The sequence below is a fragment of the Sphingobacterium ginsenosidimutans genome, from assembly GCF_039536865.1.
Lineage (GTDB): Bacteria > Bacteroidota > Bacteroidia > Sphingobacteriales > Sphingobacteriaceae > Sphingobacterium > Sphingobacterium detergens.
This window is the reverse complement of sequence record NZ_BAAAZK010000005.1, coordinates 316,129-327,718: the sequence shown is the minus strand read 5'-3', so window position 1 is coordinate 327,718 and position 11,590 is coordinate 316,129. Positions and strand designations below refer to the sequence as shown.

Sequence of the window (11,590 nt, the reverse complement as noted above, 5' to 3'; positions counted from 1 at the left end):
TCGTCGCCATTTTTGTGGCTGCCCTTGGTCTTTTTGGACTTGCCACCTATGTGACACAACAGCGGACAAAAGAAATCGGTGTACGGAAAGTGCTTGGCGCCAGTACGATGAGATTGCTGAAACTGCTGTCTGGAGACTTTATAAAATTGGTGTTTGTTGCCATGGTCATTGCCTCACCTGTTGCGTGGTGGGCAATGAACCAATGGCTCAGAGACTTCAACTATAAAATAGATATCAACTGGATGTACTTTATTCTGGCGGGCATGGGGGCTATCCTCATCGCCTTAGGTACCATTAGTTATCAAACATGGAAGGCTATCCGGACCAATCCGGTCGATAGCCTAAGGGATGAATAAAATCAGAAGATCTTAAAAATTGGTGTTTGTTGCCTTGGTCATTGCCTTGCCTGTTGCGTGGTGGGCAATGAACCAATGGCTAAGGGGGCGATGAATGTTCGATTGCGAACGAAAACTGTCCGAAATCGAACATCAAAAAGTACACGACACCACCTAACAAACTCATAATAAAAACTTTAAAACAATGGCAAGAGGATTGTATTTTTTTCATAGCGGCGGATTTGATACAGAAGAGACCGAAACATAAAACCTTACAACATGACACAAAATGATTTCAAACTGGCTTGGCGTAAGCTCTTAAAAAATAAGGGGTTCACGTTCTTGAACATTATCGGATTGATGCTGGGTTTTACCGGTTTTATCCTTTCCTATCAATACATCAATCGGGAAACAAGCTTTGATAAATGGAATCCAAACTATAAGGAAATCTATCAGCTTGGTCTGGAAGCAGAAGGTGCTTTTACGGACGAAACCTCGCCTTCCCTTGCTCCGTTGCTAAAACAGAATTTACCGGATATTGTATATGCCGGTAGAAAAATGGTTTACAACTATGGTAGCTACCCACTATTCGGGGAGAAGACGGTGCTTATCAAAAATGCTGCATTAATTGATTCTTCGGCTGCGCGGATCTTTCAGGTAGAAAATGCCAACGGACCGCTCTACAAAAACAAAGATCAAAAGGACGCGACCATGGTCAAAAGTCCTATTGCCGAACAGCTTTTCAAAAAGGAGGATTTAACATTTGACAGCCCGCATTCCATTCCGTCTATGAGCCTTGATCTGGGAATGCGTGAGATGATTTACGGTACCATCAAAAAGCACGATCTTTCGATGATTGATTACGACCTTCTTTTTATCCGTGAACCACAGGATCTCTTTGCTGAAAATAATCCTTTTTTATACCAGACTTTTATTCAGGTCAGACCGGGTACAGATATCGCTAAGTTGACCGATCAGATCAACACAATTTATCACAAGGAAATCGCCCCAAAAGATAAAATACGCTCTTCCGCTTATGCCAAAGGCAAGATTTACTTAGATCCATTGGCCAACCTGCACCTGCGACCAAAAACCGGAAGCAACACGGCCTACATCATGACGTGGATTATCGGTATTCTTTCCCTATTGATCCTCCTGCTCGCCTCCGCCAATTTCGCCAACATGATTATGGCGCAAGCCGATCAACGTCTTAAAGAGCTTGCCCTCAAAAAGATATTGGGAAGTTCGCGCTGGGCTATCGTAAGGCAATTGTTATTGGAAGTGTTTATACTGACCAGCAGTGCTGCAGTATTGAGTTTCATTACCTTGGCACTTACGGGGAACATATTACAAAGATGGTTCAATGATGATCTGAGAAGTTATATTTTAAGTTCTGAAACCATTATCCAACTCTGTGTCGCTGTACTATTAACAACAATCCTTTCGGCAATATACCCGGCCATCGTTCTTTCAGGTTTCAAATCCGTCAATCTGCTCAAAGGCGGATTATCGGCAATACTTAAAAAAGGAACATTCCGAAATGCTTTACTAACCTTTCAGATCAGCATGGCGATTCTGTTTATTTCAGGTATGCTGGTCATTAGGGCCCAGCTTCAATACATGCAGCATACAGATAAAGGGTTTGAGCCAGCGCAAGTGGTCAACTTCAAAGGAGTGGGCATGTATTACGACTCCAAAATTGATGGTTCTTTCCATCAATTGAAACGGCGATTAGAAAATGATCCGAGCATTGAGGCGGTGGCTTCCTCCACAAATATCCCGGGAGAAGGGGAACAACCTCCCAAAATGGAATTCTCCTATGCACAAAAGAATATTTCCTTTGCTCATGTCGGTATCGATCCGGGCTATTTTAAAACATTAAATATCCCTAATCTACAGGGGAATATCAATCTGTCAATCGATCAGTTGCTCCATGACTCCCTTTCCAACTATGCAGTCATCAATGAATCAGCTGCTAAAAGTTTGGGACTTTCGAATCCCATTGGCGTTAAAATCAGTGGCTGTGACGCAAATTTCGAAATCGTCGGCCTTGTCAAAGATAGTAAGGCCTATGGCTTTGAAAATGCCGTTCAACCTACCCTCTATTCATTTAAAAATGAGTGTGGAAGCATGCGTTTCCAAACGACGCTTATGGTGAAAACAAAACCGGGAATGGTCGATCCGGCGATTGAGGCAGTAAAGAAAGAATGGGCAAAAAATACATCTGCAAAAGATCTGCCTTTAGACTACTCCTTTATGGATCAGCAATATGCTTTGCAGCACAAGAAACAACAGGAACTACAGGTTGCTTTCAATAGTTTCGCCAGCCTTTCGGTTATTATTGCTGCATTGGGACTATTCAGCATGGCGGCTTATCAGGCCGCATTACGCAAAAAAGAAATGAGTATCCGGAAAGTACTCGGTGCCTCGGCACAACTCCTCTTTGTCCAATTAAATAAACCGTTTTTCAGGCTATTTCTGATCGGTATCGTCATAGCCATTCCTTTAGCATATTTACTCATGGACAAATGGCTTTCCAATTTTGCATATCATGTCAATATACAATGGTGGTCGTTTTTGATCCCGATATTTTGCATATTTATCTTAATATTGATTTCCATTAGCTTCCAATCGTTGAAAGTTGCAAGAACAAATCCGGTAGATAGCCTGCGGGATGAATAAGTAAAAATTAAAAGACAAAATAAAAAAAGAGATACCGGGTAAGCCGAGGCTTGTACAACCAAAATCTCAATACTAAAATCTCAATACTAGAAAATGATACAATTAAAACATTTATTCAAGTGGTATAACGTAGGTGGTACACGCTCATTTGTGCTCAAAGATGTCAGTTTAGATATAGCAGAAGGTGATTTCATATCCATAATGGGCCCTTCGGGTTCAGGCAAATCCACCCTGCTGAATATTATTGGAATGCTGGACGAACCGGATGAAGGTGAATATATCTTTATGGATGAAAACGTATTGGAGATGAAAGCAAAAAAACGGTCGCAGCTCTACCAATCTCATATTGGATATGTATTTCAGGCTTACCATTTACTGGATGAATTGACAGTATATGAAAATATAGAAACACCACTGATCTATAAAGACATTTCCAGCAAAGAGCGCAAAGCCATTGTGGCTGATATGCTTGACCGTTTTGGTATTGTAGGAAAGAAAGATCTATTTCCGGCTCAGCTGTCCGGAGGGCAACAACAGATCGTTGGTATCGCACGTGCATTGGCGGGATCTCCGAAACTCTTGTTGGCAGATGAACCTACGGGTAACCTCAATTCCAAACAAGGCGAAGAGATCATGGAACTGTTCAAACAATTGAATGATGACGGTGTCACGATCATACAAGTTACCCACTCCGAAAAAAATGCGGAGTACGGCAAAAGAATTGTCAATATGCTGGATGGCCAGCTCAAATAATTGTATACCAATTTAACCTGAATAATCCCTACCTGGTACATGAATACTGTAGGGATTTTTTTGTATCATTTCTCAATTCATTTTTTTAACTTCGTTATGATGAATGAGAGAGAGCTGAAATCGTTAATATTCCTGTTGGACGATACCGACCAACAGATTATTCAGGAAGTGGAACATCAGTTAAAAAGCCAAGGTCCTGAAATTGTTCCTTATTTAGAAAAATTCTGGGAGTCGAGCTTTGATCCAAGAGTCCAGGGGCGGCTGGAAAACATTATTCATGAAATTCAATTCGACCAGACCAAAAATGAGTTACAGATCTGGAATCTGAGCAATTCCTTCAATCTGCTGGAAGGACTTATCATTCTCAATAACTATCAATATCCTTCTTACGAGGACCATAAAATCGTGTTGAAAATCGAAGATCTGAAAACAGAGGTGTGGCGCGGACTACAATACGATATGAGTCCATTGGAGAAGGTGAACCTGCTGAACCATGTGCTATTTGGTTCCTTTGGTTTATCTGGCAATACAAAGGATTATCACCATCCGCAAAACTCCTATATCGGTCAGGTTTTGGACACGAAGCAGGGGAATCCGTTGACCTTATCCTGTATCTATAGCATTATTGCACAAAAGCTGGATATCCCGATCTATGGGATCAATTTACCCAAGCATTTTATCCTGGCCTATATGGATTCGGATGAAGAAGGAAATGAACATGTTTTGTTTTACATCAATGCATTTAACCGGGGGCAGATCATGCAAAAAAGTGATGTTAATTCGTTCCTGAAACAGTTAAACCTAGGTCCAGATCGGGAATTTACATTTCCCTGCGACAATGTGACTATCCTAAAGCGCGCTTTGCGGAATCTCCTGTCAGCGTATGAAGCTCATGAAAGTTCAGGCAAGCAACAGGAAATCAGAGAACTGTTCGAATTGCTTGCTTGACAGTGTGTATAAATTAAAAATTTGTCCTTTCTCGGGCATCCAAAAAGATATAATTTGGAATCAGAGTCCCATATTCTTGTGTTAGTTCCGGTGCTACATTCCCTTCATCCGTCAATTTAAACCGGCTGATTTTCCTATTCTTCGCATCTGAAATATAAAGAAATTTTCCATTTTCAATACGGTCATCGATGGCAACTCCCGTAGGCTCTTCCAACCCTGTAGCGGAACCACCGATCACATAATCGGGAGGGACAGTTTTTTCTCCAGTTCCAGTAAACAATTCCTTCGGATTTCTAAAGAACAACACCTCTTTTCCCTCTCCTGTAGCAACGGCCAATAATTTTCTATTGGGCGCATAAGAAACAGCTCCCAAGTCTGTTTTTCCCTGCACATAGACCTTCAGTGTCGGTACAAATCTAGACGCCGCAACAATCGTATCTCGAGGCCTATCAATCAGTTCTTGTTTAAGAATTGTATAAACAGCGAAACCATTCCCTTTATTTGTACCATCATTTTCAAACCCTACGAGTAGCAGTTTTTCGTTTTTATCAGCTGTATTCCCTTCTAATAAGGTCAACGAGGTTGGAATAATCGTCCCGAGGCTAATCTGTTTATCGATGATCTTGGAACCACCTGTTGATCCACCTTTTCCTTCGGGGCGGCTTATCGCATATAACATATTGCCACCTGTCGCCGCAAGTAGAAAGTTGGTCACTGCCGATCCCCCAGTACCATTTTGTTGCGCATAGGAGTAATAACCTAATCCTACCACATTTCTAAAACCTGTAAACCCAAGTTGACTAGCATCACCGGGATTCCCATAAATGTCGTCCAAAGGAATCCGCTGGATAAAGGTATCTTGAGCAACGGCTCCCGAGCTTGCCTGGAAAATAGATGTCGCATTGGGATCAAAGAGCACCGGTCCACCACCTTTCGCTGGGGAAAGATATTGAACGGTATTATTCAGTGTATTGGTGTCTGCAGGATCAACAATCATAAGATTCTTGATCGAATTATTTGTTCGATAGTCAGAGAAAGAAATATACAATCTTGAAATAAGTGTCGGCAGACCATTTTCTGGTTCATCATCCAGTTTTTTACAGGAAGCAACACCTATTAAACTGGCAAATAATACAATAACACAGGTTTGAAATGAAAATTTCATATTTTTTTATTATAAATAGCTTATTGCGTCAAACATACAAATCTACTAATATATGCAGAATATCAATGAATTTATCTCATTCTTTTAGACGGATACCATGATGTCTAAAACGGAAATATTTGCCATTTCGCTACTTTTTGATTAAAATTGCCTTTGTTTTTGATATCACATACGATTATGGAAAAGAAGGAATTTGTACGGGAGAAGTTGGCATTACCAGGAGAGGGCAAGAAATTGCTTCTACATTCCTGTTGTGCACCTTGTGCCGGAGAAGTCATGGAAGCATTGATTGCTTCGGATATCGATTTTACGATTTATTTCTACAATCCCAATATCCACCCACGCAAGGAGTATGATCTGCGCAAAGATGAGAATATTCGTTTTGCAGAGAAGCATAATATCCCTTTTATTGATGCGGACTATGATGTAGACCATTGGTTTGATCTGGCTAAGGGTATGGAACAGGAACCTGAGCGAGGAATCCGTTGTACCATGTGTTTTGATATGCGTTTTGAAAAAACTGCAGAATACGCGGCGGCTAATGGCTTTGATGTGATCTCTAGTTCATTGGGTATTTCCCGTTGGAAAAACATGGAGCAGATCAACGACTGTGGCTTACGTGCCGCTTCCCGCCATGAAGGGATGGAGTACTGGACGTTCAACTGGCGCAAGAAAGGTGGTTCGGCAAGGATGTTAGAAGTCTCCAAAAAAGAGAAATTCTACATGCAGGAATATTGCGGCTGTGCATATTCGCTACGTGATACCAATAAATGGCGCATGGCAAATGGACGCGAAAAGATAGAGTTAGGTAAAAATTATTATGAATAAGTCGTGCTCTGTGTATAGATAAAGCGTTCGACTGGAATATTTAAAAAAATATTTCGATCCTAATGATTTTATACATACCTTTGCAGGCTCAAATGCAAGATTGTGAAACATCTAAAACAATACAGAATTCCCTTTTCGGGACTCAACGCTGGAAAGCACAATTTTGAATTTGACATTAATAAAAAGTTCTTTGACTGCTACGAACATTCGATTGTAAAAGATGGCAATCTGAAAGCAGAAGTTGAGTTGCAAAAACAGGAGAACCTGTTGATTTTGCATTTTGATATCCAAGGCGAGATTCAATTGACTTGTGATACCTGCTTGAAAGAGTTTATGTCGCCGATTTCAATTCAAGAACGGATATTGGTCAAATTCACGGATGAAGATTGGACAGACAATACCGAAGAGGTGTTGATCTTATCAAAAAGCGACCATGAGTTGGATATAGCTGAACTGTTGTACGAATACATCAATTTGGCGGTTCCCTATATCGTGAAATGTGAAGAGCAGGGACAAGGCATACAATGCGATCCTGAAATGTTGGCTTTATTTACAAGCGAGCCGGATTCAGAAGAGCAAAAAGAAGAAGAAATTATCGACCCACGTTGGGAAGCATTGAGAAATATTAAAAATAACTAAAACAAAAATACGAGATGGCACATCCAAAACGTAAAACTTCTAAATCAAGAAGAGACAAAAGAAGAACACATTATAAAGCTGAAGCTCCTAGCTTGACAGTATGTAAAGAAACTGGCGCAGTTCATTTACCTCACCGTGCTTACAAAGTAGACGGAAACTTGTACTACAACGGTAAATTGATCATTGAAAATACAGCTGTTGTCTAAGGTAAACCTTTCATAACACCAAAACATCCCAAACAAGCAATATTTTAGAAATTTGCTTTATTTTGGGATGTTTTTTGCGTATTATTGATTTACTAAATAATAACGGATGAAGATTGGTTTAGATATTTTAGGAGGAGATTATGCTCCTAAAGCAACGATAACAGGTGCGATTGAAGCACAAAAACAGCTTACTGGAGACCAAAAGATAGTCCTTTTTGGTAAAACTGAAGAGACTAAACAATTAATCGATCAAGCCGGAGGAAATTCATCTGACTTTGAATATGTGGAAGCTCCAGAAGTCATTGCGATGGGTGAACATCCAACCAAAGCAATAACTCAAAAACCCAACTCAAGTATTGCGAAGGGATTTGAATATTTAAAAAACAAAGAAATCGACTCATTCGCATCCGCCGGTAACACCGGAGCCATGCTCGTGGGATCGATGTTCAGCGTGAAAGCTATCCCAGGCGTATTACGCCCAGCCATAGCATCAATTGTTCCAAAATTGAAATCAGGATTCGGAATCTTACTGGATGTCGGTGCAAACGCAGACTGTAAACCAGAGATGCTGAATCAATTTGCAATGTTGGGCAGCCTCTTTGCCGAGCATGTATTCAATGTATCCAACCCTAAAGTAGGATTGTTGAACATCGGAGAAGAAGAAGAAAAAGGAAACATCCTGACAACCTCTACCTACCCCCTACTTAAAGCCAACGACAAGATTAACTTTATCGGAAATGCAGAAGGCCGCGACCTGTTCAGTGATCATGCCGACGTATACGTCTGCGATGGATTTACGGGCAATGTGGTCTTGAAACTTGCAGAATCATTTTATGTAGTGACCCTGAAAAAAGGTTTTAAAGATGATTTCTTCGACCGATTCAACTACGAGCAGTACGGCGGTAGTCCAATCTTAGGAGTTAACGCTCCTGTTATTATTGGTCATGGTATTTCAACACCTGAGGCCATTAAAAATATGGTTTTATTTTCAAGAGATATGATCGAGTCTAAATTCATTGACAGTATCAGATCTATTTTCAATTAAGTATTTATGTCAAAGATTCATGCCGCGATTACGGCTGTAAATGGTTACGTTCCGGATTACATCCTCACCAACAAAGAGTTGGAAACAATGGTCGATACCAACGACGAGTGGATTGTATCACGAACAGGAATCAAAGAAAGACGCATCTTAAAGGGCGAAGGGCTTGCTACATCAGATCTTGCTGTACCTGCCGTTCAGGGTTTGTTGAAAAAGAGAGGAATAGAAGCGACGGATATCGATTTAATTATCTTTTGTACAAGTACACCTGATATGCTGTTTCCCGCTACGGCAAATATTTTAGCCGATAAAATCGGTGCGACAAATGCATGGGGCTTTGATCTACAGGCTGCTTGTTCGGGCTTCTTGTTTGGACTGAATACCGGAACACAGTTTATCAAAGCAGGCACGCACAAAAAAGTGCTTGTCATCGGTGCTGATAAAATGTCATCGGTAATCAATTATCAAGACCGTAATACCTGTATCCTTTTTGGAGATGGTTGTGGCTGTGTGTTATTAGAGCCAAATGAAGAAGGATTGGGTATACAAGATGCGATTTTGAAGACAGATGGTTCTGGTGGCCAATTCCTAAATATTAAAGGTGGTGGTTCATTAAACCCTGCCTCCCATGCTACGGTCGATGCAGGATTACATTATGCGTACCAAGAAGGCCGTACAGTATTCAAATTTGCAGTGACCAATATGGCTGATGTTGCTCATGATGTCATGGTGAAAAACAATTTGAAGTCAGAGGACATCGCTTGGTTGGTACCGCATCAGGCCAACAAACGTATCATCGATGCAACAGCAGAACGTGTAGGTCTTCCGGAAGAAAAAGTGATGGTAAACATCCAAAAATATGGAAATACAACCAGTGGAACAATTCCTTTATGCTTATGGGAATGGGAATCTCAATTGAAAAAAGGAGATAACCTGATCCTTGCTGCTTTCGGTGGTGGTTTCACCTGGGGATCCATCTATTTAAAATGGGCGTATTAATTGTCCATTTTATGGTATAATTTATTACTTTTGACAGTTAGAATTTTTTAAGAAACAAACAAAACCTAGAATACTATGGGTATGGATATCAAACAAATTCAAGACTTGATTAAATTCGTTTCAAAATCAGGTGTGAATGAAGTCTCGATTGAAGAGCAAGATTTTAAAATTACAATAAAGACAAATCAAGAGCCTACGTACGTAACAGCTTCTGTTCCAGCTGTAGCACCAATTGCTGCTGCTCCTGTTGCTCAAGCAGCAGCTCCAGCTCCGGTAGCTACCCCTGCAGCACCGGCTGCTAGTGCTGACGCAAACTTGATTACTGTTAAATCACCAATGATCGGTACATTCTATCGTTCAGCTGGACCTGGCAAACCATCTTTCGTTAATATTGGTGATGATATCAATACAGGTAATGTATTGTGTATTGTTGAAGCGATGAAATTGTTCAACGAAATCGAATCTGAAGTTTCTGGTAAAATCGTTAAGATTTTGGTAGAGGATGCTCAACCTGTTGAGTATGACCAACCATTATTCTTAGTTGAGCCTAAGTAATTTACAAACGTAAATGAATACTATGTAGCCTCCAAAGGGCTACATTTTTGTAAACTTCATAATTCAAGACAATGTTTAAAAAAATATTAATTGCAAATAGAGGAGAAATTGCCCTGCGCATTATCCGTACCTGCCGTGAGATGGGTATCAAAAGTGTTGCAGTATATTCGACCGCAGATAGAGACAGCTTACACGTACGTTTTGCTGATGAAGCGGTTTGTATTGGCCCTCCACCGAGTAAAGATTCTTACTTAAACATTCCGAATATTATTTCTGCGGCTGAATTGACAAATGCAGATGCTATTCACCCAGGATATGGTTTCTTATCTGAGAACGCACGTTTTTCGGCAATTTGTGCAGAGTATGGTATCAAATTTATTGGTGCTACTGCTGAACAGATCGAAAAAATGGGCGATAAGTCCCGTGCGAAGGATACCATGAAAAAAGCCGGTGTACCTACTGTACCCGGATCAGATGGTTTGATCTCAAACGTAAAAGAAGGGATCACGCTAGCCAATGAAATAGGTTACCCTGTTATTATCAAAGCTACCGCCGGTGGTGGTGGTCGTGGTATGCGCATCATCTGGAAAGACGAAGAGTTTGAACCAGCTTGGGATTCTGCCCGTGTCGAATCTGCTGCTGCATTTGGTAATGATGGTATCTACCTTGAAAAATACGTTGAGGAACCCCGTCACATTGAATTCCAGATTGTAGGTGATCAGTTTGGTACAGTTTGTCACTTGTCAGAACGTGACTGCTCGATCCAACGTCGTCACCAAAAATTGATCGAAGAATCTCCTTCTCCATTTATGACGCCTGAATTAAGAGCTGAAATGGGTGAAGCTGCTGTGAAAGGTGCAAAAGCTGTAAACTATGAAGGTGCCGGTACAATCGAATTTTTAGTTGACAAACACCGCAACTTCTACTTTATGGAAATGAATACGCGTATTCAGGTGGAGCATCCTGTAACTGAAGAAGTGATCAACTTCGATCTGATCAAAGAGCAGATCAAGGTTGCAGCAGGTATTCCAATCTCCGGAAAAAATTATGAACCGGAAATGCACGCGATCGAATGTCGTATCAATGCGGAAGATCCGTTCAACAATTTCCGCCCTTCACCGGGAAAAATCACCAACTTCCACTCACCAGGTGGACATGGTGTACGTGTAGATACACACGTATATTCAGGCTATACGATTCCTCCTAATTATGATTCCATGATCGCGAAGTTGATCACTGTTGCACAAACGCGTGAAGAGGCGATCTGTACCATGGAGCGTGCATTGAGCGAATTTGTGATTGAAGGCATCAAAACAACCATTCCTTTGCACTTGAGATTAATGCGTGACCCTAACTTTAGAGCAGGCAATTTCACAACAAAGTTCATGGAAACATTTGACCTAACTGAATATCCTGTAGAAGATTAAATAAAATTATC

The 11,590-nt window shown here is 40.8% G+C and carries 12 protein-coding genes; 11 read left to right on the top strand and 1 reads right to left on the bottom strand.

Annotation, left to right across the window (positions count from 1 at the left end; translation table 11 throughout):
* The 4 genes from ABFX33_RS10370 to ABFX33_RS10355 all read left to right on the top strand — a co-directional run.
* Window positions 1–356: ABC transporter permease (locus ABFX33_RS10370; RefSeq protein ID WP_346085940.1), on the top strand; the 356-nt coding region annotated here is incomplete at its 5' end.
* Window positions 357–614: 258 nt separating this feature from the next.
* Window positions 615–3,017: an FtsX-like permease family protein gene (locus tag ABFX33_RS10365; protein WP_346085938.1), complete on the top strand. Its 2,403-nt coding sequence runs from the start codon at window positions 615–617 to the stop codon at window positions 3,015–3,017.
* A gap of 93 nt (window positions 3,018–3,110) precedes the next feature.
* Window positions 3,111–3,770 (top strand): ABC transporter ATP-binding protein, encoded by a 660-nt coding sequence (locus ABFX33_RS10360; RefSeq protein ID WP_120261602.1) that lies wholly within the window; start codon window positions 3,111–3,113, stop codon window positions 3,768–3,770.
* A gap of 96 nt (window positions 3,771–3,866) precedes the next feature.
* On the top strand, window positions 3,867–4,718 hold the full coding sequence (locus tag ABFX33_RS10355) for a transglutaminase-like domain-containing protein (protein ID WP_306429556.1): 852 nt from the start codon (window positions 3,867–3,869) through the stop codon (window positions 4,716–4,718).
* A gap of 13 nt (window positions 4,719–4,731) precedes the next feature.
* Here ABFX33_RS10355 and ABFX33_RS10350 read toward each other — a convergent pair whose 3' ends face one another.
* Window positions 4,732–5,883, bottom strand: a complete 1,152-nt coding sequence (locus tag ABFX33_RS10350) for a hypothetical protein (protein WP_346085936.1) — start codon at window positions 5,881–5,883, stop codon at window positions 4,732–4,734.
* A 177-nt stretch (window positions 5,884–6,060) separates the two neighbouring features.
* Between ABFX33_RS10350 and ABFX33_RS10345 the strand changes: the two genes are divergently transcribed.
* The 7 genes from ABFX33_RS10345 (at window position 6,061) to accC (ending at window position 11,579) form a co-directional block, all read left to right on the top strand.
* Entirely contained in the window at window positions 6,061–6,711 is a 651-nt protein-coding gene (locus ABFX33_RS10345; protein ID WP_346085934.1) for an epoxyqueuosine reductase QueH, read from the top strand.
* Between the two features lie 102 nt (window positions 6,712–6,813).
* On the top strand, window positions 6,814–7,350 hold the full coding sequence (locus ABFX33_RS10340; protein ID WP_046672268.1) for a YceD family protein: 537 nt from the start codon (window positions 6,814–6,816) through the stop codon (window positions 7,348–7,350).
* Between the two features lie 14 nt (window positions 7,351–7,364).
* The gene (rpmF, locus tag ABFX33_RS10335) at window positions 7,365–7,556 is read left to right on the top strand and encodes a 50S ribosomal protein L32 (protein WP_077437804.1); all 192 of its coding nucleotides are present in this window, start codon (window positions 7,365–7,367) and stop codon (window positions 7,554–7,556) included.
* A gap of 106 nt (window positions 7,557–7,662) precedes the next feature.
* Complete coding sequence (plsX, locus tag ABFX33_RS10330) at window positions 7,663–8,601, top strand: phosphate acyltransferase PlsX (RefSeq protein ID WP_077437805.1); 939 nt, start codon at window positions 7,663–7,665, stop codon at window positions 8,599–8,601.
* Window positions 8,602–8,607: 6 nt separating this feature from the next.
* Window positions 8,608–9,597, top strand: coding sequence for a beta-ketoacyl-ACP synthase III (locus ABFX33_RS10325; protein ID WP_120261596.1), 990 nt, complete (start codon window positions 8,608–8,610; stop codon window positions 9,595–9,597).
* A gap of 75 nt (window positions 9,598–9,672) precedes the next feature.
* Window positions 9,673–10,152 carry an acetyl-CoA carboxylase biotin carboxyl carrier protein gene (gene accB, locus ABFX33_RS10320; RefSeq protein WP_257093866.1) on the top strand — a complete coding sequence of 160 codons (480 nt, stop codon included), beginning with the start codon at window positions 9,673–9,675 and terminating at the stop codon, window positions 10,150–10,152.
* A 71-nt stretch (window positions 10,153–10,223) separates the two neighbouring features.
* Window positions 10,224–11,579 carry an acetyl-CoA carboxylase biotin carboxylase subunit gene (accC, locus tag ABFX33_RS10315; RefSeq protein WP_120261594.1) on the top strand — a complete coding sequence of 452 codons (1,356 nt, stop codon included), beginning with the start codon at window positions 10,224–10,226 and terminating at the stop codon, window positions 11,577–11,579.
* Window positions 11,580–11,590 lie beyond the last annotated feature (11 nt).

Excerpts from the sequence above, each read along its gene's own strand:
- ABFX33_RS10365 (WP_346085938.1), top strand. The coding sequence starts at position 615 with ATGACACAAAATGATTTCAAACTGGCTTGGCGTAAGCTCTTAAAAAAT.
- ABFX33_RS10360 (WP_120261602.1), top strand. The coding sequence starts at position 3,111 with ATGATACAATTAAAACATTTATTCAAGTGGTATAACGTAGGTGGTACA.
- ABFX33_RS10355 (WP_306429556.1), top strand. The coding sequence starts at position 3,867 with ATGATGAATGAGAGAGAGCTGAAATCGTTAATATTCCTGTTGGACGAT.
- ABFX33_RS10350 (WP_346085936.1), bottom strand. The coding sequence starts at position 5,883 with ATGAAATTTTCATTTCAAACCTGTGTTATTGTATTATTTGCCAGTTTA.
- ABFX33_RS10345 (WP_346085934.1), top strand. The coding sequence starts at position 6,061 with ATGGAAAAGAAGGAATTTGTACGGGAGAAGTTGGCATTACCAGGAGAG.
- rpmF (WP_077437804.1), top strand. The coding sequence starts at position 7,365 with ATGGCACATCCAAAACGTAAAACTTCTAAATCAAGAAGAGACAAAAGA.
- plsX (WP_077437805.1), top strand. The coding sequence starts at position 7,663 with ATGAAGATTGGTTTAGATATTTTAGGAGGAGATTATGCTCCTAAAGCA.
- ABFX33_RS10325 (WP_120261596.1), top strand. The coding sequence starts at position 8,608 with ATGTCAAAGATTCATGCCGCGATTACGGCTGTAAATGGTTACGTTCCG.
- accB (WP_257093866.1), top strand. The coding sequence starts at position 9,673 with ATGGGTATGGATATCAAACAAATTCAAGACTTGATTAAATTCGTTTCA.
- accC (WP_120261594.1), top strand. The coding sequence starts at position 10,224 with ATGTTTAAAAAAATATTAATTGCAAATAGAGGAGAAATTGCCCTGCGC.